The sequence below is a fragment of the Cecembia sp. genome (genome assembly GCF_007126775.1).
Lineage (GTDB): Bacteria > Bacteroidota > Bacteroidia > Cytophagales > Cyclobacteriaceae > Cecembia.
Genome location: NZ_SLAP01000249.1, coordinates 16,506 through 37,902 on the forward strand (window position 1 = coordinate 16,506; position 21,397 = coordinate 37,902).

Annotated in this window: 15 protein-coding genes and 1 riboswitch; of the genes, 10 read left to right on the forward strand and 5 right to left on the reverse strand. The window is 41.7% G+C overall.

The features are described from left to right. Positions 1 to 43 precede the first annotated feature (43 nt). On the reverse strand, positions 44 to 757 hold the full coding sequence (locus tag QZT73_RS16525; RefSeq protein ID WP_291778433.1) for a glycosyltransferase family 2 protein: 714 nt from the start codon (positions 755 to 757) through the stop codon (positions 44 to 46). Between the two features lie 6 nt (positions 758 to 763). Then, positions 764 to 1,909 carry a cystathionine gamma-synthase gene (locus QZT73_RS16530; protein ID WP_291789341.1) on the reverse strand — a complete coding sequence of 382 codons (1,146 nt, stop codon included), beginning with the start codon at positions 1,907 to 1,909 and terminating at the stop codon, positions 764 to 766. A 62-nt stretch (positions 1,910 to 1,971) separates the two neighbouring features. On the opposite strand from QZT73_RS16530, the gene QZT73_RS16535 reads away from it, so the two are divergent. Continuing rightward, entirely contained in the window at positions 1,972 to 2,679 is a 708-nt protein-coding gene (locus tag QZT73_RS16535) for a VTT domain-containing protein (RefSeq protein WP_291778438.1), read from the forward strand. A gap of 149 nt (positions 2,680 to 2,828) precedes the next feature. Then, positions 2,829 to 3,014: a hypothetical protein gene (locus QZT73_RS16540; protein ID WP_291778441.1), complete on the forward strand. Its 186-nt coding sequence runs from the start codon at positions 2,829 to 2,831 to the stop codon at positions 3,012 to 3,014. A gap of 45 nt (positions 3,015 to 3,059) precedes the next feature. Here QZT73_RS16540 and QZT73_RS16545 read toward each other — a convergent pair whose 3' ends face one another. Further along, positions 3,060 to 8,126 carry a C25 family cysteine peptidase gene (locus tag QZT73_RS16545; RefSeq protein ID WP_363331105.1) on the reverse strand — a complete coding sequence of 1,689 codons (5,067 nt, stop codon included), beginning with the start codon at positions 8,124 to 8,126 and terminating at the stop codon, positions 3,060 to 3,062. Further along, the gene (locus QZT73_RS16550; protein WP_291777645.1) at positions 8,086 to 9,198 is read right to left on the reverse strand and encodes a PorV/PorQ family protein; all 1,113 of its coding nucleotides are present in this window, start codon (positions 9,196 to 9,198) and stop codon (positions 8,086 to 8,088) included. Before QZT73_RS16550 ends, QZT73_RS16545 begins: the two co-directional genes overlap by 41 nt. Positions 9,199 to 9,591: 393 nt before the next feature. On the opposite strand from QZT73_RS16550, the gene QZT73_RS16555 reads away from it, so the two are divergent. From QZT73_RS16555 to tenA, 8 genes are all read left to right on the forward strand, one after another. After that, complete coding sequence (locus QZT73_RS16555) at positions 9,592 to 9,921, forward strand: PadR family transcriptional regulator (RefSeq protein ID WP_291783210.1); 330 nt, start codon at positions 9,592 to 9,594, stop codon at positions 9,919 to 9,921. Between the two features lie 4 nt (positions 9,922 to 9,925). Continuing rightward, positions 9,926 to 11,821 carry a PspC domain-containing protein gene (locus QZT73_RS16560; RefSeq protein ID WP_291789343.1) on the forward strand — a complete coding sequence of 632 codons (1,896 nt, stop codon included), beginning with the start codon at positions 9,926 to 9,928 and terminating at the stop codon, positions 11,819 to 11,821. Positions 11,822 to 11,988: 167 nt separating this feature from the next. Continuing rightward, positions 11,989 to 13,389: an MBL fold metallo-hydrolase gene (locus tag QZT73_RS16565; RefSeq protein ID WP_291783200.1), complete on the forward strand. Its 1,401-nt coding sequence runs from the start codon at positions 11,989 to 11,991 to the stop codon at positions 13,387 to 13,389. A 14-nt stretch (positions 13,390 to 13,403) separates the two neighbouring features. Next, positions 13,404 to 15,047 carry a S8 family peptidase gene (locus tag QZT73_RS16570; protein ID WP_291783197.1) on the forward strand — a complete coding sequence of 548 codons (1,644 nt, stop codon included), beginning with the start codon at positions 13,404 to 13,406 and terminating at the stop codon, positions 15,045 to 15,047. A gap of 82 nt (positions 15,048 to 15,129) precedes the next feature. Continuing rightward, positions 15,130 to 15,220: riboswitch (TPP riboswitch) on the forward strand. A gap of 70 nt (positions 15,221 to 15,290) precedes the next feature. Beyond that, the gene (gene thiM / locus QZT73_RS16575) at positions 15,291 to 16,082 is read left to right on the forward strand and encodes a hydroxyethylthiazole kinase (protein ID WP_291789345.1); all 792 of its coding nucleotides are present in this window, start codon (positions 15,291 to 15,293) and stop codon (positions 16,080 to 16,082) included. Next, entirely contained in the window at positions 16,079 to 16,732 is a 654-nt protein-coding gene (gene thiE / locus QZT73_RS16580; protein WP_291789349.1) for a thiamine phosphate synthase, read from the forward strand. The genes thiM and thiE overlap by 4 nt, the downstream gene beginning before the upstream one ends. Then, positions 16,726 to 17,559, forward strand: a complete 834-nt coding sequence (gene thiD / locus QZT73_RS16585; RefSeq protein WP_291783189.1) for a bifunctional hydroxymethylpyrimidine kinase/phosphomethylpyrimidine kinase — start codon at positions 16,726 to 16,728, stop codon at positions 17,557 to 17,559. The genes thiE and thiD overlap by 7 nt, the downstream gene beginning before the upstream one ends. Continuing rightward, the gene (gene tenA / locus QZT73_RS16590; protein WP_291783184.1) at positions 17,543 to 18,199 is read left to right on the forward strand and encodes a thiaminase II; all 657 of its coding nucleotides are present in this window, start codon (positions 17,543 to 17,545) and stop codon (positions 18,197 to 18,199) included. The genes thiD and tenA overlap by 17 nt, the downstream gene beginning before the upstream one ends. Before the next feature lie 24 nt (positions 18,200 to 18,223). On the opposite strand, the gene QZT73_RS16595 is transcribed toward tenA, so the two are convergent. Continuing rightward, complete coding sequence (locus tag QZT73_RS16595) at positions 18,224 to 21,169, reverse strand: FAD-binding and (Fe-S)-binding domain-containing protein (RefSeq protein WP_291789351.1); 2,946 nt, start codon at positions 21,167 to 21,169, stop codon at positions 18,224 to 18,226. Positions 21,170 to 21,397: the final 228 nt, after the last annotated feature.

Sequence of the window (21,397 nt, forward strand, 5' to 3'; positions counted from 1 at the left end):
AGCTGTTTTTATAAAAATAACAAAAACTAAGCGAAATCCCTGCTTATCGGTACTTCCAAATGGTCCACAAAATCTTATATCCTGCTCCGATGACTCCTTTGATGGTGCCGCTTACTTTTGAAACACCTATTCTCTTTCTATAATCCACAGGTATTTCAGTGCTCTTCAATCCTTGTTTAGCCGCTTTTATCTGCATTTCCACAGTCCATCCATAGTTTTCGTCTACCATCCCCAAAACTTCCAATTGTTTCCACTTAATTGCCCTGAAGGGTCCCAAATCAGAATAATCCACTTTATAAATCCAACGCATCAGTGACGTGGCCAACCAGTTGCCAAAAACCTGAGGGAGCGTCATGGAACCTGACTGCCTTTTCCCCTTGGCCCTGGAGCCAATAACCATATCATAATCATCATATATAATAGGCCCTATCAAATCCATTAATTGCTCTGGATAATCGCTGTAATCCCCATCTAGGAAAACCAAAATATCAGGAGGCTCCGCAAGTGTGGAAAGGAAAGCCATCCCAGTGAGACAGGCTTTTCCATATCCCATTTGGGGCTCCTCAAGTACAATTGCCCCAGCGGCTTTTGCTACATTTCCGGTCCTATCGTTTGAATTATTGTTGATCACCACAATATGGCGGACTATCCCAGGCACATCCCTGACTACCAAGCCTATGGAATCCTCTTCATTGTTAGCAGGAATAAGTACGTCTATAAATAGCGGAATGGAATGCGCTGCTTCTTTTTGGGACATTCGTATTTATACTTTTGCAAGTGCAGCATCCAGATCTGCCTTCAAATCCTCCACGTCTTCAATACCTACACTTAAGCGGATCAAAGAGTCAAGTAATCCTACTTTTTCCCGCTCTTCTTTAGGGATACTGGCATGCGTCATGCTTGCAGGATGTCCACAGAGTGATTCCACCCCACCCAATGACTCTGCCAGGGAAAAATAGTGCAGGTTTTCAAGCACTTTTTTGGCATCATCAACACTATCTCCTTTTATCGTAAATGAAATCATTCCCCCAAAATCACGCATTTGCTTTTTAGCAATCTCATGGTTGGGATGGCTTTCAAATCCAGGCCAATATACTTTATCCACTTTGGGGTGCTCTAGCAGGAAATGTGCTATTTCCCTGCCATTATAACAATGCCTTTCCATCCTCAGGTGAAGGGTCTTGATACCTCTAAGTACCAAAAAGCAATCCTGTGGGCCCGGCGTAGCTCCACAGGCATTTTGTATGAATGCGAGTTGGTCTGCTAGCTGAGCATCATTCAGGACAATTGCCCCCATAACCACATCTGAATGGCCACCAAGGTATTTGGTCACAGAATGCATCACCATATCCGCCCCTAGGTCCAGTGGATTTTGTAAGAATGGGGTAGCAAATGTATTGTCTACTGCAAAAAGCAATTGATGCTTTTTTGCGACCTTACCAATTTCCTCTATATCAATGATATTCATCATTGGGTTGGTGGGGGTTTCTGCCCAAATCAACTTGGTACGGGAAGTAATGTACTTTTCAATGTCCTGGGGATGCTCCATCGATATAAAGTGGAATTTGATGCCATACCGTTCAAACACTTTGGTGAAAATACGGTATGATCCGCCATAAAGGTCATTGGTGCTGATTACCTCATCACCCGGATTCAATAATTTGATGATAGCATCAATCGCACCTAGACCAGAAGAATAGCATAAGCCAAATTTTCCATTTTCCAAGGCAGCCAGATTGTTCTGTAGGGCTGTCCGTGTCGGATTATGCGTTCTGGAATATTCATAGCCCTGATGGTCTCCAGGTGATTTTTGCACATAAGTAGAAGTTTGAAAAATAGGGGTCATGATGGCTCCTGTAGAAGGATCCGGTTCAATCCCTGCATGAATGGCTTTGGTTCCGAATTTCATATTTTAATATTTATGGGTTCAATCCTGTTATTTTATTTCCTTTGCAGGAAGTCAACCCAAAGATGGAAAAAAAGAGAGGCATATTCAAGGAATTCAGGGAAGCTAGTAGGATTAATCCATTAATGGCAAGCGCCATTCTGTGGGTCAGCCTTATGCCGGCTTTGGGAAGTACAGTCTTGGTGCCTTTGGCTTTGTCAAACAGTGCCTTACTCTCTGAAATGAATTTTTACCATCCTTTTACTGGGCTATTGGCTTTGGGGGTGGCTGTGGCTTTAATGGGATTTGCCCTTATCCCTACCACAATGCTTGCTGGACTTTCTGGATTTCTTCTTGGATGGAATGCTTTTCCTTGGTTGGTGCTGGGCTATACTTTGGCTACTTTATTGGGATATGCATGGGGGAAAAGTCTCAGTGAAGACAGCTTGGCATTTTTATTGGAAAAATACCCGAAGGCCAAAAAACTCCTGGATCAAAAAAAGGGAGAAATCGGGACATTGATCTTTTTCGTAAGACTCAGCCCCATCATTCCGTTTGCACTTTCTAACTTATTGTTCGCGCTCCTAAGATCGGGGTGGAAAAAACTGGTTCTTTTCGGTACCATAGGCATGCTTCCCAGAACCAGTCTCGTATTTTTTTCGGGAACCTTGGCTTCAGATATATATGCCGCAATTAGATCAGAGGGGATTTCCGGAAAAGGCTGGATTTTTTTGGGACTCTTGGCATTGAGTATTTGGGGGATATGGAGGTTTTTTAGAAAAGATAACCATTGATACAGATTCCATTTTTCAAATTCACAATATTTTTACCAATTTAATTATTTATTGTTAATAAAAGTGGAGATTTATTATTAAAATGGAAAATTTGGCATGAAATTTATAGATATCTTTAATCGTCCCAGAGACATTAAACAATCTAAAAAATGAAAAAAAGCATCCTTGCACTAGCAATCGCTGCAACTGCCATCATGGCATCTTGCGGCTCAAAAACTTCTGAAGAAGTTACTTCTGAGGAAGTTGAAAGCACAATCGAAGAAACTCCAGAAGAGGAAGTTCCAGTATTGGAAGAGGAGATTGAAGAAGATTCCACTGAAGTATCAGAAAATTGATTAAAAATTGAATCCAGTAATAACCCGCCAGAAGGCGGGTTATTTTTATCTCAAAAGATACATTTTCCCATAACCTTGCCTAAAGGCCCTATCCCCTGCTGTAGCTCGGGGTTCTACAAATGCGCCGTTTTTCCGTACCAATACCCTGTAGATATACACACCATTGGCTAACTGATCGCCAAACTCATCCCTTCCGTCCCAAGCATATTCTGTGATGTTATTGCCAATTCTTAGGGGGCCTAATTCATCCTGTAAAATTTCTCTTACAACTCTTCCTGTTACAGTCATGATCTGAATTTTGATCTGATCAGGAACTTCTGAGCCGGTTACTGTAAACACAAACCTCACTGAGGTACTAAAAGGGTTAGGGTAGGGATAAAAATTGGTGATTGTGGCTTCGTTGATCACTTCAAAAGTAATTTCATAAGGTTTATCCACACCCAACTCCTCGGTAACTACCCTGAAAGTATACATCCCATCTTCCAATGGCCCTGGCCGAAGCTCTACTCTGAAGCTGCTATTTTCTGTAGCTTCTGACCAATTTATATTCGGACTGGAAAAGTTCTTTCTTTCAAAGAGGCAACCATCACAATGCTTCCTTATAAATAACTCCATACCCAAAGTATCCTTTTTAAGGATGAGTGATTTTTCATTTTTCAACATTGAAGTAATCATCACTGTTGGAGAAACAATATCCCCATCCATGATGTATACACCATCAAAATTTACATCCAAAATGGATGTGCTATTGTCAGGATTGACCACAAAATAGGTCCCGAGATCAATTAAATTATTCCTAAATGTCTGTTCCATAATGATCCTTGGGTTAGCAAAAACTTCAAAGTTATTGTTTCCTCCCCAACCTATGGAATTGAATGTGATGGTAAACTCATGGGAATCTCCTGATTGGAGTGCAGGTATTTTTTTTGTAAACTTTTCTGATTTCCTAAGGCTGGTATTATTGATTCTCCATTCCACCACTATTGAATCCAAAAAGTCAAATTTTCCCAAATTGATAAATTCAAACTCCACTGTGGCTTCTTCTCCTTCCTGAAGATTGACCTGATCTTCCTTGCCTTTGAAAATTAGTACACCTTCTGGTACTCCTGTATAATTGACCTGCCATTTGGCCAACTGTGCCGGTGCAGTAGCTTCCTCATCTTCCATTGCATAACGAAGCCTTAGGAAAGGATAAACAGCAGGATTGATATTTGAAATATCCAATTGGCTTTCTTGGATATTCGAAAGGATCATTTGCTCCTCCCCGGAAGCACTTACCCCAAAGACATCGAAATGGGTCAGCTCTTCATTGATCCAATCACGGGATTTCACCTCATTAAAAAACAGCCTCCATTCAGAAGCAGGGCCTATTCTTGGTGTGATGATACTTCCTGCTGTAAAATATCCCTCTAAGGTGGTTTCAAAATCGATCACTTGTTGGTTGGTTTCCAGTTCCAAATCTCTTTTTGCCACCACTTCCACAGACTCTCCGGGCCTCATTCCTTTCCTTCCAAAAAGAATATAGGGATCTCCGTTCTTCAAGTTTCTCAGGACCGCTTCATTGGCTCCCAGTTCCCGCAGTTTTTCAATAGGCCTATCTGACCATTGCTCAAAATTCACTTCTCCAATGGTAAATAAGACCACATAATCTCCCTCCTTGACACCATTGATATAATCTTCCACACCAAAGCCATCTCTTTCAATCCATGCATTGCGGATACTTTGTATTACCTGAGGCACTTTTCCACAGCTTCTCCCATCCAAAATATCGAAGCCTGGAACGGGGATGGCAAGATAAGGCGTAAGAGACCTTTGGTCAAATGCCACCAAGCCCAAGGAACCATCGGGGCAAAGTCTGGCACTTCCATCCACAAAACTGTCGATAATCTGTGGAACCCCATCGAGAATAAATTGGGCATTCCTGAATGTAAGGCTATCGGTTTCACTCCCAAAAGTAAACACCTCTATGCCCAACTTACTGTCTTGAAACTTCCATTCCCTCCTTAAAGGGTCAATTTCTAAGTTCTCCAATAAATTCATGTTTAATTGGGGGAATACCCTTTGCGTCCATCCCTCTGGGCCATTCTGTATGAAACTGAAACTGCTTACTGTCCATTCTTCATTTTCTCCTTCCCGGGGATCCAAGAAGCGGGTTCTCCAAAAAAATGTCACAGAATCCCTTGCCTGTATATTTTGGAACAAATCCACTTCCCAACTTGCTGTACTGGAAGTGGTCAACCTTATCTCCCTTCTTCTTGCCGATGAGAAGTCGGGTTGGGTATCCAATTGGAACACCAAATTTCTAGGCTCCAGTGATTTCCCTGAAACCTGTGCCGTTAACGATATATTGGACTCATTAAGGATAGCAAAATTGTAAGGAAGTACGTTCAAAGTCCCACTTAAAGGGACAAATTTATTGATGGTAACGCTATTGTTGGTATAAGTCAATTCGGGTACTGATCTGGCAGGGTTGATTGTAATTGTAAAAATATTATCCCCAAAAGCACTGACTCCGGTATTTGGTACAATGAATTCAATGGTGTCTCTCCTGAAAACAGGAGGGATTTTTACATCAGGATAATCAACAGAAGTGCCATCAGGAAGCCTTCTGTTAATTGTAAATTCGACTGAATCAAGATCTACCCTACCCAGGTTCCTCATTAGAAAAGATAGTTTTAAAAACTCAGAATTGGCGTTGACCTCTTCACCATCTACACCTTCCAAAAAAACATCTTCTTCTCTAATGGCATAATCAGCTTTATCAGCCGGAAAAATCCGCATGGCAGGATCTCCCAGCATTACCAGTTGCTCTGCATGCGATCGATTGATAATAGAGGTCCCGAAGCGCTCAAAAAACAGCTTTTCAGCTTCCTGCCTTACTTCCCCTACTGAGCGGTAAATCAAACTGGAATCAGCAAATGCTTTAACATAAAATGACTCAGAAAACCTCCTTAAGAAAATATCTACTCCTATATTGGCATGAGCGAGGAAGTTTGCAGCACCTTTTGAGGGGGCCAAGATCCAATCTTCCCCAAAAGTGGTCACATTTGCGAAAGCATTGCCTGCATCGCAACCATTCATTAAAATCATAGGATACTTCCCTCTGTTATTATATCCTTGTGCTGGGTCCGTTGCCAAGCCGATTTCAATATCAATTACTGTAGGTGCAGCATGCCCGAAAAATGTAATCAAACTGACACCTTGATTTACGTCCGCTGAAATATCAATCAACTCTACAGTAGAGTTTGAACGTTTTCTATATGTTTTAACATTACCTCCCAAAAAGGGCCCTTCAGCAATATTTTTAAAGCCATTTAAGAAATTGAAAAAGCGTGTCAATTCAAAAGAAGAAATCCCTCCACTTAGGTGAACAATGTCCTTCTGCCAATCTTCTGAAACTCCCAAAGCATCTTTTTCTTTGGCTTTTTCCAGGTAATCAGTGACTTCTTGTGGTGTTTTGGCTGGAATCCTACCAATGCTGATTCCAGAAAGGAAAGGGTTATTGGAGTCAAGCCCAATCACATAGTTATTATCTGCGTAAGGATATCCTGCTGGAGGAATCAAGTCCTGAAATGTAAATCTTTGTGGATCTTGTCTGTAAAAATATGTCACCCTATCCTGCCTGACCGAACTCAGCATACCCAAAGACCTACCAATTAGCAACAGGTGTTCGGGTTGATATTTGGGGTAATAAGCCCTTAAAAACTCAAAAATGGCCAAGGGCGTTTTTTCACCAAAAGAAAACTGATTGTACAATTCATCAATATTCACAGTAAGCGTATCAAACCTTCCCCCATCATTGGAGGCCCTGTACTGGGCATAAGCCCTTACGGGGTCAGGGTGAATCGAAGATTGCCTTCTAAGATTTCTATGGCTAACAATCAGGTAATCTGCTTGCTGATTGAGCAAATCTCTGAATCTGACGCGTTGTATACCTTCCACTTCCCTTACCTCCATCCTGTTTTCCAACCAGATATTGGCAGGGCTTGCTGCTGAACCTGCTTTCAGTCTGATCGTGTTTCCGTTCTTCTGAACAGGGACCTGTATGGGGTTATCGCGGTCTGAAATTTCATATGCCACATAATTGGCAAGCATATTCTCTAATTGAATCAGGCTTTCCCCTTCCGGTACAATAAACAGCTCGGAATCCCTGTCCCCATTTTGCAGAAGTTTAGGGTAAGTGATCCGCAGGTATGCAATGGAAATATTATCTACTGATTCAGGACCATTCGAAGAAATTTGAACGGTAACATTGCCGGAGGAATTAAAATCACTGGGCAAAAGGGCAATCTCCCGGTTCAGTACATTAAAATCCTGGTATTCAAACCTGGCGACCTCTCGCAGTGTCCCTAAAGTAGGCCCAACAAGAACGGCAGTAACATGTGGGTTTTCAGATCTTCCGGTAAGTCCGATTTCTAATTTGGCGGTCCCTTGCGTTGGAATTTGCCCCAGATTAGAAAAAGTAATGTTCTTCGGGCTGTTTTTGGTTATTGGCGCACTCATCCAACCCTGACCTTCTTCATATTCGGAAAGTCTTACTCCGGGAAAGTAAATTGGTCCCAAATTATATTGTTCTGCATATACCTCCATTTGCTGTGTCTGATATTCGGTAATCATTCCTTCAGAACCTTCGGGAAGCGCTCGGCGGGCCATTCTTTTCCCAGGAGTACCTGGGGTCACAGCGAGGAAGTAAGCAGTGGTATCGTTATGGTGATTGTACATGACATTCCCAATATGTGCAGGATCTCTAAAAAGCTTTTGATCCAAGGTGGCGTCATTCCTCTTACCGTAAAAGTCTATAAAATCATTGACATCAAATCGCCCATCCTCTTCCCCTTGAACAAAAATAGCCACTTCCTGCCCCCTATGATAAAGCCTGATGTTTCTTGGATCCAAAGTATTGGGATTGAGTCCGGCGCTGGACAAGGACGCAAAAGACAGCCTATGGATACCATCTTCCACTGTTGAGATTTTATAATACGTCAAATCGTAATCAATCCAGTTATTTTGGGACCATGTAATTTCGGTACCAAGAAAGAAAATCAATAGGGTTAAAATAGAAATTCTCATATCAGTTTTCCCATCCTTTATTGATTCTAAACTTTCCGTCATATTCCTGAAGGCTTACCTTTACACTGATCACGTGTGAATAGGGTGTTTGTGAAATCCCTCCTATATCCGTCAGCGCATAGTCAATCTGAAATTTCTCATTAAGGAAAACTCCCAAACCAAAGCTTGGCTTCCATGACATATAGAAAGTATTGTCGAAATCTTTTATCCTTTGCACATTGCTTCCTCCAACACGTAAAAATACAAGGTTTCTATATGCCCCTTCCAGTCCGACCCTTGGATCAAAGCTCACCAAATTTGATCTCAAAATGGTATTCCTTTTACCATCAAAAGTGAAATCCAGGTCCATCACAGCCTGAACCCGAAAGTCTTCACCAAAATCCACATCTCTGGTAACAGATAAGATGGCTCTTGGAAGTGTCAATTCGATAGAATTAACGGGGATTACATTATTGGTCTGAGAATAAACGTCTCTAACCATTTCAGCATTATGAAACCATGCGTTGAATGTACTGGTCACATCTCTGAGCATGACCCCAAAGCGCCATTGCTCCAACAAATAAATCGCCCCCAAATCAAGTCCAAAACCCCAGGCCTGCGCAAACTTTCCTACATTTCTATGAATGATTTTGGCGTTGCCTCCAACTTTAAAAGCATCACTGACATCTCTGGCGTAAGACAGCAAAAGGGCGTAATCCGCGGCATTGAAAAACTGGATATTGTTATAATTCAAAACTCCGTTAGCATCATATAAAAACCTGGTGTCCGGAATATCATCTACCCCAAAGCGGATGAGGGAAACCCCTATTTGATTATCCGCATCTATCGCTGTAGTATACCCCAGGTAATCAAATTTGGCGATTCCGGCAAAATATTCGGCATGCATCAATGAGAACTCATGCTTGTGTTTGACCCCGATCAGACCTGCTGGATTCCAATATGAGGCCGTTACATCTCTAACCGATGAAACCTGGGCTCCGCCCATTGCCAAAGCCCTTGCTCCGATACCAATATTCATAAATTCATTGGAATATTTAGGCGCTATGGTCTGGGCACTAAGCCATCCACTTAGAAAAAAAAATAAAATCCCTAGAAAAACCCTGAAAATGAACATCTACTATGCGTATTTCAACAATGCAAAGTAAAAATAATTACTTAAGTAATTCTCTAAAATGAGAAAAAAATAAATGCCCTCAAATTGTATGAATGTACATAATCGAACAATTTTGTGTCCAATTCAACCACAATACCTATTTGCAAAAACAGAATATGTTTATGGCATTCAAAAAAAATCTATTTAGCAATAAATTTTTAAAATCGACCAAATTTTGAAAATAAAAGGGTTTTTTGATCCAAAATAGATCATTACCCATCCTTTTTACAACAAATTAGCTTGTATAACAAGGTAGCTTAGTAAACTTTGGTACAGTTTTTCTTCCATCATGAAGCAAGAGGTCATAAAGTCATTGGCCTTTACCAAAGAATAGAAAATAAAAAAAAAGAAAATATGAATGCTTCAAACACCCAAATACAAATGCGGAAAGGCCTCTTGGAATTCTGCATTTTACATATCATAGCCAGGGGAGAAGTATATGCCTCAGACATGATAGATGAACTCACTGAAGCCAAAATGATAGTAGTCGAAGGAACGCTCTATCCTTTGCTTCAAAGGTTAAAAAACGCATCCTTGGTTTCTTACCGTTGGGTAGAATCAGAGTCTGGCCCTCCAAGAAAATACTACGCCATCACAGAAGATGGAGCCAATTTCCTGGAAACGCTCAATCAGACTTGGGACTCCCTTGTCACATCAACCCAAAAGATCACTTCAAAGCAATAAAGACATGAAAAAGACTATAAGCATCAATATAAGCGGCATCCTTTTTCACATAGAAGAGGATGGATATGCTTCCCTAAAGAAATACTTAGAAACGATAAACAAGCATTTCTCTCACTATCAGGACAATCAGGAGATCATTTCGGACATTGAAAACAGGATTGCCGAGATTTTTCTGAGCAACCTCAAAAACAACAAGCAGGTAATCACAGCTGAAAATGTAACCCGACTCATAGAAAAAATGGGAACAATTGCCGATTTCAAGGCAGAAGAAATAGAGGAAGAGGTAACGGAGTCTGCAAAAGAAAAGGACAATGATTTCTACAAATACATAACCCCTCCAGGCCAAGAAGGGAAAGGCTATAAAAAGCTCACCCGATTGGAAAATCGAAAGATATTGGGCGGAGTCTGTGCAGGGTTGGCACATTACCTGGCAATAGATCCCCTTTGGACCCGTTTGATTGCTTTATTGCTTCTGTTTAGCGGAAAACTCAATTTTGGACGCCCAGCCTGGGATATCCTTCCATGGAATTTCAATTTCTCCTTTTCGCTTGGAATTTGGGCACTGATTGCCTACGTTATACTATGGGTGATTTTACCGGTTTCTTACGATGAGCCCGAGGATAAACACATCAAAAAACTCTATAGAAATCCCGACGACAGGACATTGGGAGGAGTAGCAAGTGGTCTGGCTGCCTATTTCAATATTGAAGTTCTTTGGGTAAGGTTACTCTTCATTGCGCTGATTTTTGCCGGAGGTGCTGGCTTTGTAATTTATATCATCCTTTGGATCATTACACCTCAAGCCAAATCCATTACAGAAAGAATTCAGATGAAGGGCGGTGCCATCACCTTGGACAATATAGAAAATACCATAAGAGAAAACATGAACCCTCTCCCATTAAAAGAGGAAAGTCAAGCCAAAAAAGTTTTACTTGCCCCATTTAGATTTTTGGGGAAAGTACTGAACAAACTTGGAGAAGCGTTAGGTCCTTTTGGCACCTTCCTCCTTGCAGTAATCAGGATCATCTTCGGCTTGATTATTACCTTGATAGGAGTGAGTATTTTCATGACACCGATTATGCTATTGGGGGTTTATTTCAACATAATACCTCTGGACAATACCTTAATTATTCTGCAGGATATTCCAGGGGAATGGATCACGGAGGTAATCCCGGTTTATCTTGCCATTGCAGTTTCTTTTGCCATCCTTATACCTGGATTGATCATCCTACTTCTTGGAATCAGCGTTATTCTTCAAAAAAGCATCCTTAATGGTAGGTTTGGACTGGTGGCCCTCGGAATTTGGTTACTGAGCATAGGTGTAGCAGGCTTCCAAATACCCAAAACCGTATCCCAGTTCAAGACTGAAGCCATTCATGTTGTAGAAAGCCCTATTCAGCTGACCGAAGGCACCTTGGTCTTAAAAGCCAGCTCGAAAACCAAAGAAAAAGGATTATATGAAATGGTGAGACTGGAACTGGCAGGAACTGATGCAGAAGCCCCAATCTTGGTGCAGGAATTCAAAGCTAGAGGAAAAGGTTATGAAGATGCCCTTAAAAATGCATCCCTCATCCCTTATGAATTTACGCTTACTGACTCTGTTTTAACCCTTGACAGGGATATTATGCTCTCCCAATTGGATAAATTCAGGGGACAAATGCTTTCACTGACCTTAGAAGTGCCTTATGACAGTCCTTTTATAATGGACAAATCTATTTTACCCATCTTACGTAATAGTTTAATGAGAGCGGGATATAGAAGCAGGGATGTGAGTTCCCGAAATTACTGGGTATTCAATGAAACTGGTTTGTTCTGCCTGAACTGCAACAACTCGAAAAAAGTTACTGAAGCGGATAGTTTATCTCTGGTTAAATTCAAGGATAAATATCCAGTTAGATAGCCTATCAAAACTAAACCATCTATCTAAAGCTGTCCCATAATAAGGACAGCTTTTTTTCATCCATTTACCCGGAATAAGAGTATAATATACAAAGAAATTCTAACTATAAACCATCGATTACCTACAATATTCTTGTACATTTAAGGCAAAAAATCAACCCAAATAAGATGCAGGTTAAAGTAAAATTTTTAGGAGGAGCCAAAACTGTGACAGGTTCACGTTTCCTTATCGAAATGGACCATTTTAAGTTCTTGGTAGATTGTGGGCTGTTCCAAGGTCTGAAAGATTACAGGTTGAGAAACTGGGAAAACTTCCCCATAAATCCCAGCACCATTGATTTTGTCATTTTGACACATGCCCATATCGATCACAGTGGCTACCTACCCAAATTGGTCAAGGAAGGCTTTGCAGGGAAAATTTACTGTACATTTCCAACGGAAGAATTGGTCAAGATTCTTCTTCTTGATTCGGGCAAGCTTCAGGAAGAAGAAGCAGCCTATGCCCAAAGAAAGGGTTATTCCAAACATGAAAAACCCATGCCTTTGTATAGCATTGAGGATGCAGAGAAAGTATTTCCATTATTGGAGCCTGTCGAATTGGAAGAGGAATTGCGGATAAATGATTCCATCTCGATTACTTTCTATAATGCCGGTCATATTCTGGGAGCTGCTATTGTTAAGGTCAAGATCAAAGGAGAAAACCAGGAAAAGAAAATGGTGTTTTCCGGAGATTTAGGCAGGTATAATGATCCTATCTTCCATGCACCAAACAGAATACCCTTTGCAGATGTGCTGTTTTTAGAGTCTACTTATGGAAACAGAAATCAAAAAGGACAAAACCCAATAGAAGAATTGGGAAGGGCTATCAGAGAAACCTATAGGAACGGAGGAATTTCAGTAATTCCCTCTTTCGCTGTGGGGAGAACCCAAATGATACTTTATTATCTTCATCGCTTGCAGCAAAAAGGAAAAATTCCGGATATCCCAATTTATGTAGACAGCCCAATGGCCATAGATGTCACCAAATTATATAAACGCTTTCACCAATACCATAGACTCGGACCGGTAATTGACGAGTATGATGCCAATCCTTTTTTACACAAAAAGCTCCACTACTATCAAAGCCAGGAGGCGTCCATGTCGCTCAATGACCTGAGGGGAGATGCCATCATCATTTCTGCAAGTGGTATGGCCACTGGAGGAAGGATCTTGCACCACCTTTATAACAGGTTGCCCAATGAACAGGACAGCATCATATTCGTGGGTTACCAGGCAGAGGGTACCAGAGGAAGAAGACTCCTTGAAGGGGAAACAACCTGCAGGATGTACGGAATTGATGTGCCTGTCAAAGCCAAAATCCAATATATTGAAGGTCTATCCGCCCACGCGGACCAGGAAGAGCTTGTTGAATGGGCTGAAGGATTTGTATCCAAACCAAAAATGACTTTTCTTATTCATGGTGAAAAAGAAGCATCAGAAGCTTTATCAGAAAAATTAAAAAAAGAACTGGATTGGAATACCATTGTACCTGAATATTTGGAAAGTTTCGTTTTATTTGACGGCATTTAGTAAAACATATGAATATGATTAGATTGAATTCTAAAAAAGTAATCCAACTTAGCTTGGGAATAGCGCTGACATTATCTGCAGCCTGCAGTGCTGTAAAACCTGTGTCATCGAGACTTACGGTACCCCAAAATTTAAATGTCAAAAATTCTCCATTAGATAAAGGCGAATCAGAAAATTGGCAGCATTTAGACCTGATAAAGGATACCATTCCTGGAATGAGTGTAGACAGGGCATATGAAGAGTTGATCCGTAAAAGTCCGAAAAACCAGATTATCGTGGCTGTATTGGATGCAGGTGTAGACCTTTACCATGAAGATTTGGCTCCTGTACTTTGGTCAAATCCTGGTGAAATAGCAGGAAACAACACAGATAATGACGGCAATGGATTTGTAGATGATGTTCATGGATACAATTTCCTTGGCGAATCTTATCATGAAAGACTGGAGTACACGCGCATAGTCAGTCTTGGTATCGGTGATGATGCTTATCAGCAAAAAGCCAAACAAAAACTTGAGGAAGAAACCGCCAGTGCGATCGGCACCCTCGAAAGAATAGAAGAACTACGGGCAGTGATCAATCTGGCTGACCGTACTGCAAAGGAATTACTGGGCAAAGACGACTATGACCCAGCCGATATTCAGGATCTAAAAGTTGATGATCAAGAAACCCAGCAAGCACTTAGTTTTCTAAGCAATATGCTATCCATGTCAGGAAGTCTTGATGCCGTGATGGAAGACTTACAAGGGGCCGAAACCTATTATTCGACTAAGTTTGAATACCACCTCAATCTGGATTTTGATGGCAGGTCAGAAGTTGGAGACAATCCTTATGATTATGAAGACAGGGGATATGGCAATGGAAACCCCCATATTGTCAATAAAGAAGAAAGTCACGGAACCCACGTTGCAGGCATTATTGCTGCAGGCAGGGAAAACAATCTCGGCATCAAAGGAATAGCCAATAATGTGCAGATTATGAGCATCCGTGCAGTTCCTGACGGTGACGAGTACGATAAAGATATTGCTTTTGGTATCCGATACGCTGTGGATAATGGTGCTAAAATCATTAATGCCAGCTTTGGAAAAGGTTTTTCTCCCAACGCAGAATGGGTTTATGATGCATTGGAATATGCAGCAATGAATGATGTACTGATTGTTCACGCTGCCGGAAATGATGGGATGGATCTGGATAATCCTGATAACCCCAATTTCCCAAATGATCATCAATTCCAAAACGGGCGGGAGTTTGTAGACAATGTCCTTACAGTAGGCGCCATTGGCAGTCAATATGGCCCCAGATTGGTGGCTCCTTTTTCAAATTATGGAGCAAAAAATGTAGACGTTTTCGCTCCGGGAGCACAAGTCTACTCCACTATGCCAGATAATCATTATGAATTTCAAAGTGGAACGTCTATGGCAGCACCAGCAGTGTCTGGGGTAGCCGCTCTGATATGGTCTTATTACCCCAAACTGACAGCTGCTCAAGTGAAAAAAATCATCATGGAATCTGGATTAGAGGTGCCGGTCCAGGTAAGATTAATGAGCAATCCCGCCAAACCCGTGACTTTAAATGAAATTTCCAAATCAGGAAAAATAGTCAATGCATATAATGCTTTGATTCTTGCCCGAGAGGTGGCCAAAGGAAAAGTCAAATTATAAAAAAAAAGAGATAAAATTAAAATGGTTCATGTCTTATAAGACATGAACCATTTTTGCTTTATTTTGTGTTTAATTTGTGAAACATGAACTTTAGGGGTGCCCTCAGGGCTGAGATCAAACCCTTTGAACCTGATACGGATCATACCGGCGAAGGAAAAAGTAATTATCAAAGAATGGTATAGCATATTCATTCTACTTTTGCTGCTCCTAAAGTTTTAAAATCAATGAAAAAAAGAAAGTTTTATGGAGCAAATCAGCAACTTGTTAGCAAAATTAAAAAATCAATCCCCTCTTGTACAGAGCATTACAAACTATGTAGTAATGAACAATACGGCCAATGCGCTTTTGGCGGCAGGCGCGTCTCCTATTATGGCTCATGCGCAGAGTGAAATAAAGGAAATGGTCGATATTGTCAGCGCTTTGGTGGTCAATATTGGCACCTTAGATGAATATTGGTCTGAAAGCATGCTCATCGCCGCGGCACATGCCCATGCCATCCAAAAACCCTGGGTACTGGATCCAGTAGGAGCAGGGGCTACACCGTATAGAAATGAAGTACTGGCCAAATTACTGGAATTCAAACCAACGGTAATTCGTGGAAATGCTTCAGAAATAATGGCTTTGGCAAAGTTCAATATCCAAAGCAAGGGGGTAGACAGCAGCAATTCCTCGGATGAGGCCTTGGAAGCAGGTATCCTGCTTTCAATGCAAACCGGTGCTGTAGTAGTGATATCTGGAGAAGTAGACTATATCATTGATGGTGATCGAGTGGCAAAAGTAAAAAATGGCAGCCCAATCATGGCAAAAGTCACAGGAATGGGCTGTACCGCTTCTGCTTTGACAGGAGCAATGGTAGCCATTGAAAAGGACATCTTGCTCGCCTCCACTGCTGCTATGGCACTTATGGGTGTGGCCGGTGATATCGCCGCAGAAAAGGCTAAAGGACCTGGAACCCTACAACTTCACTTCTACGATGCCTTATATGCCCTTGAGCCACAGGAGTTTGGTAAAAGAATGATCATAACCTATCCATGAACCAAATAGTTTTCCCATATAGGCTATATTTGGTAACTGATGAGGACCTATGCCTTGGACGGGATTTTTTCTGGGTGGTGGAGGAAGCCATTAAAGGAGGCGTTGACATCGTCCAACTTCGGGAAAAATCCCTTCCTTTGGAAGACTTTATCAAAAAAGCAGAAAAACTTAAGTTCATTTGTGATCAATACCGTGTACCATTGATCATCAACGATTCGGTTGAAGTAGCCAAAAAGGTAGATGCCCAAGGTCTTCATATAGGACAGGAAGATACAGGAATTATTGAAGCTAGGAGTTTGCTCGGAGCCAATAAACCACTGGGGCTGTCCCTGGAAAGCATGGAAGACTTATATAAACCCCATAGCGAAGAGGCCTGGTATTATGGGGTAAGCCCCATCTATGCTACCCCAACAAAAATGGATACTAAAACTGAATGGGGGCTGGAAGGACTGGCTCAATTAAGAAAAGCAACGGAAAAGCCTTTGGTCGCTATCGGGAGAATTAAAATCGAAAATTCATCTTCTATCATTAGCTACGGTGCGGATTGTCTTGCTGTAGTCTCAGGGATATGCAGTGCACCAAGTCCTGCCCATGCGGCTGAAACTTTTAGAAAAAAAATTGAAGCAGGATTAAATCATCAACTATGGTAAAAACCTACATTCCAGTTCTAAGTATTGCCGGGTCGGACAGTAGTGGCGGGGCCGGGATACAAGCAGACCTCAAAACCTTTGCTGCTTTGGGATGCTTCGGTATGACCGTCATTACAGCAACTACCGCACAAAATACCCAAGGAGTAAGGCAAATACATCCTATCCCAGCTGCTCATATTGAAGCCCAAATGACAGCTGTTTTGGAGGATATTCCTCCTAAAGCCATCAAAATAGGGATGGTCAATCAACCAGAGGTGGTGGAAGTATTGGCCCATTTCCTGAAAAAATTCCCTCAAATCCCCATTGTCTTTGATCCTGTTATGGTAGCTACTTCCGGAGACCGATTGATAGCAGATCAAACTGTGGCACTTTTAAAAGAAAAACTCTTCCCTTTAGCCAGTTTGATCACCCCAAACCTGGATGAAGCAGCAGTACTGACGGGATACAAGGTGGAAACGATTGATAAAATGAATCAAGCAGGAAAAGACATCCTAGACATGAATTGTCAGGCTGTATTGATAAAAGGAGGTCACCTCAACAGTCCTATCATCCAGGATATTCTTTTCCAGAAAAATCAGTCCTTACAAATTTTCAAAAGCCCTTATATCAACACAACCAACCTGCATGGAACCGGTTGTACCCTATCTTCGGCGATTGCTGCAGAACTGGCCAAAGGAAATTCCCTATCCCTAGCTGTAGAAATTGCAAGAAAATATGTATACGAAGCTTTAGAATCAGGCAAAGACATTAAAACAGGTCATGGCAATGGCCCTCTTAATCATTTCTTTAACCCTCAATTGCAAATTATCCATGAAATGGACCCTTAAAACCTGGGAACGCATTACACCGCTTTACGAAAAAATTCTCGATTTGCCTTTCAACAAAGAGCTGATGCAGGGCAATCTCCCTGTGGAAAAGTTCAAATTTTATATGGCTCAGGATGCCTACTATTTGGGTGAATTTGGAAAAGCCCTCAGTATAATCTCAGGACGTATGCATAAAATGGAACATGTCCTGGATTTCGCCCAATTTGCGGCTGGAGCTATTGTGGTAGAAAGGGCTTTACATGAAGGCTATTTCAAATCGCTGGGCATTCCACATGACATTGGACCTAGTCCAAGCTGTCTGCTTTATACCAATTACCTCTTGAAAGAGGCCAATTATGCTGATATTGCCGTTGCTGTAGCTGCTGTGCTTCCTTGTTTTTGGATTTACAAAAAAGTTGGGGACCATATTTTTGGGCAACAATTCGAAGTCCAAGACAATCCTTATAAAAACTGGATCGACACCTATGCCGGTGAAGAATTTGCCGTATCAGTGAACAAAGCCATTGCGATAACAGACGAATTGGCCGAACGATCAAGCCTCTCCACGCAGGATTCCATGTTCAAGGCCTTTGAAATGGCCAGTCGATTGGAGTGGATGTTTTGGGACAGTGCCTACCGCCTCGAAAAGTGGCCGGTATAGTCACCGTCTTGAACTTAGCAGTACTTATTTCAGTGCCTGGTAGAGGATTTCTACAGGATGTAAGGCCTTTTTTCCTGTCCCATCAGCAATCTGATGGCGACAGGAAGTTCCAGGAGCAGCGATCAGGGTATTTTCAGAAGCCTCCCTTACAGCTGGAAACAGCACCATCTCCCCTATTTGCATACTGAGGTCATAATGCTCTTCTTCATAGCCAAATGAACCTGCCATGCCACAGCAACCTGATGGAATGACCTGCACGTTATAGTTTTTCGGCAAAGACAATAATCTTTGGGTCCAGTTAAGGGAAGAAAGGGCCTTTTGGTGGCAATGACCATGGAGTTTGATCAACCTAGATTCCTCTGTGAAAGCGTCTTCATTAATATTTCCATTGGCAATTTCTTTCCCTAAAAACTCATCGATCAATTGGGTGTGAAACTTTAGCTTTTTCGCTTTCTCAACCAGTTCCGGACTTACCAAACGCGGATATTCATCTTTAAAGCTGAGGATGGCTGAGGGTTCAATACCTATCAGCGGACTATTTCCGTCCACCAGGTCTGAAAAGATCCTTACATTGGCATCTGCATGCTTTCTTGCTTTTTCCAATAAACCTTTAGAAATCGCTGATCGACCACTTTCTTCATGCTTGACCACCTTTACCTCATAACCCAATCTTCTTAATAACTGAATGGCAATAATCCCAATAGGGGTATCATTGTAATTGGTGAATTCGTCCACAAAGAGATAAACACTCTTGATGACTTTTTCCGGCTTCGGCAATTGATGGTAATTCCTTTTGTACCAATTGAACAAGTTTATTGAATGAATTCGGGGAAGTTCACGCTGTGGGGCAACGCGCAATGCTTTTTTCATCAGTGCACCTGTAAACTTATTGCTTAAGGTAAAATTTGCAAGAATAGGGGTTGTGGAAGCCAATTTATTCAGCTCATTGATATGGGCAAAGGCTTTTGACCTAAGGGGGACGCCGTGGGTTTTATGGTATTGGTATTGGAATTCCGCCTTCATACTTGCCATATCCACGTTAGAAGGGCACTCTGCCGTGCAACCCTTACAGGAAAGGCAAAGGTCCAAGGCCTCTTTGATCTCAGGATGATCAAAAGGATTAGGCTTTTGGTCCAATGTTAGAAATTCCCTCAGTACGTTAGCCCTTCCCCTTGTTGTGTCTTTTTCATTTCTGCTGGCCTGATAGCTAGGACACATAGTACCTCCTGAGGATGGTAGTTTTCTGCAATCTCCTGACCCATTACATTTCTCCGCCAATCTCAAAATCCCACCCACACCTGAAAAATCCATCAAAGTATCCTGCACGGGGGTTTCCATATCCGCCTCATAACGCAAAGAAGTATTCATGGGCGCAGTATCCACAATTTTACCAGGATTAAATATATTATTTGGATCCCAGGTATACTTGATCCTCCTGAAGAGTTGGTAATTTTCTTCTCCCACCATCAAGGGAATAAAAGGTGCCCGAACCCTTCCATCTCCATGCTCTCCTGAAAGGGAACCATTGTATTTCTTTACCAATTTGGCCACATCCAAAGAAATATTGTAAAAAGCTTCCTGATCGGCTTTCTTTTTAAGATCCAAAATTGGTCTCAGGTGAATTTCTCCTGCACCGGCATGGGCGTAATGAACCGGCTTTTGGCCGTAGCCTTCCATCATGTTATCAAATTCAGCAATATAATCTGCCAGGTCTATGATGTCCACAGCGGTGTCTTCTATGCAGGCCACTGCTTTTCTGTCTCCAGGAATATTGGCCAAAAGTCCCAATCCGGCACTTCTTAATGCCCATGCAGACTTGGTCAAGCTTGGGTCTATTACTGGGAAGGCATATCCCAGACCGGATCCTTTGAGATCTTCTACAAATGCATTTCCTTTTTCCCTTGCCTCTTCTTCGGATTTTCCTCTGAACTCAACCATCAAAAGTGCCAAAGGGTCCCCCTCAACAAAATATCTGTTTTTACTGTATTCTAGACTTTCCTTAGTGCAGTCCAGAATGATTTTGTCCATCAGTTCCACTGCAGTTGCCGGATGTTTCATGGCTACTTGGGCAGCTTTCATGCTTTCATTGATGCTGGCAAAATGCGCTGCTACCACTATCTCCACTGGATCAGGTAGTGGATCAAGGGCAATTTTTATTTCAGTAGTAAAAGCCAGCGTACCTTCCGAACCTGAAAGCAAGTGACAGAAATTAAAAGGCAGACCATCTGCGGTAAAAAGCTCAGATTCCAGCAAGGCATCCACGGCATAACCAGTATTGCGTCTGTGGATGGATTTTTTTGGAAAATTATCTCTTATATTTTTTTGAGTGGAAGGATCAGACAGTTCTTTTTTAACAGCGCTGTATATCTTTCCTTCCAATCCAGGAGTCCTACATTTACCTTCGAATGCTGCTTTATCTAAATTTCCAAAAACAGCCTTTGAGCCATCACTTAGTAAGGTATGCAATTCCAAGACTTTATCCCTTGTCGTTCCGTACACAATGGAAGTGGTACCAGAGGAGTTATTCCCCACCATACCTCCGATCATGGCCCTATTGGCCGTAGAAGTAATCGGACTGAAAAACAGCCCATAAGGTTTTAAAAAATTATTCAACTCATCCCTTACCACACCAGGTTGCACCCTAACCCATCTTTCTTCTTTATTGAACTCCAAAATAGAGACAAAGTGCTTGGACACATCCACTATGATACCATTGCCTACACATTGCCCGGCAAGAGAGGTTCCTGCTGTCCTTGGGACAAGAGAAGTTTTGTTGGCGCTCGCAAACTGAATCAGTTTAATGATATCGGATTCATTCTTTGGGAAGGCCACTGCCAATGGAATTTCCCTGTATACTGAAGCATCCGTGGCATAGAGGGTTTTTGTAAGTTTATCAAAATGGATTTCTCCCTCCAATTTCACGGAAAGTCTCTTTAAAAGTGGCAATAAGTCAGGTTTGGTCGCTATCATATGGCAAAATTAATCAATAAGGTAATGTCTATGATTGAGGGGAGGAAATTAAATACAAAATAATTCTTCATGAGGAAAATTTTGTCAAAAGTTTAAAATTTACTATTTTAGAAACATGGCAGGAGGAACATCAGCATTTAATATGGTACAGTCTTCTAAAGACAATAAAAGCATTCGGTCCGGTAGGAGCAGGAAGGCAGAGAATCCCTATAATTCTTCAACCGTCCA

Excerpts from the sequence above, each read along its gene's own strand:
- QZT73_RS16565 (WP_291783200.1), top strand. The coding sequence starts at position 11,989 with ATGCAGGTTAAAGTAAAATTTTTAGGAGGAGCCAAAACTGTGACAGGT.
- QZT73_RS16560 (WP_291789343.1), top strand. The coding sequence starts at position 9,926 with ATGAAAAAGACTATAAGCATCAATATAAGCGGCATCCTTTTTCACATA.
- QZT73_RS16525 (WP_291778433.1), bottom strand. The coding sequence starts at position 757 with ATGTCCCAAAAAGAAGCAGCGCATTCCATTCCGCTATTTATAGACGTA.
- thiD (WP_291783189.1), top strand. The coding sequence starts at position 16,726 with ATGGTAAAAACCTACATTCCAGTTCTAAGTATTGCCGGGTCGGACAGT.
- QZT73_RS16540 (WP_291778441.1), top strand. The coding sequence starts at position 2,829 with ATGAAAAAAAGCATCCTTGCACTAGCAATCGCTGCAACTGCCATCATG.
- thiE (WP_291789349.1), top strand. The coding sequence starts at position 16,079 with ATGAACCAAATAGTTTTCCCATATAGGCTATATTTGGTAACTGATGAG.
- QZT73_RS16570 (WP_291783197.1), top strand. The coding sequence starts at position 13,404 with ATGATTAGATTGAATTCTAAAAAAGTAATCCAACTTAGCTTGGGAATA.
- QZT73_RS16535 (WP_291778438.1), top strand. The coding sequence starts at position 1,972 with ATGGAAAAAAAGAGAGGCATATTCAAGGAATTCAGGGAAGCTAGTAGG.
- QZT73_RS16545 (WP_363331105.1), bottom strand. The coding sequence starts at position 8,126 with ATGACGGAAAGTTTAGAATCAATAAAGGATGGGAAAACTGATATGAGA.
- QZT73_RS16595 (WP_291789351.1), bottom strand. The coding sequence starts at position 21,169 with ATGATAGCGACCAAACCTGACTTATTGCCACTTTTAAAGAGACTTTCC.
- QZT73_RS16550 (WP_291777645.1), bottom strand. The coding sequence starts at position 9,198 with ATGTTCATTTTCAGGGTTTTTCTAGGGATTTTATTTTTTTTTCTAAGT.
- tenA (WP_291783184.1), top strand. The coding sequence starts at position 17,543 with ATGAAATGGACCCTTAAAACCTGGGAACGCATTACACCGCTTTACGAA.
- thiM (WP_291789345.1), top strand. The coding sequence starts at position 15,291 with ATGGAGCAAATCAGCAACTTGTTAGCAAAATTAAAAAATCAATCCCCT.
- QZT73_RS16530 (WP_291789341.1), bottom strand. The coding sequence starts at position 1,909 with ATGAAATTCGGAACCAAAGCCATTCATGCAGGGATTGAACCGGATCCT.
- QZT73_RS16555 (WP_291783210.1), top strand. The coding sequence starts at position 9,592 with ATGAATGCTTCAAACACCCAAATACAAATGCGGAAAGGCCTCTTGGAA.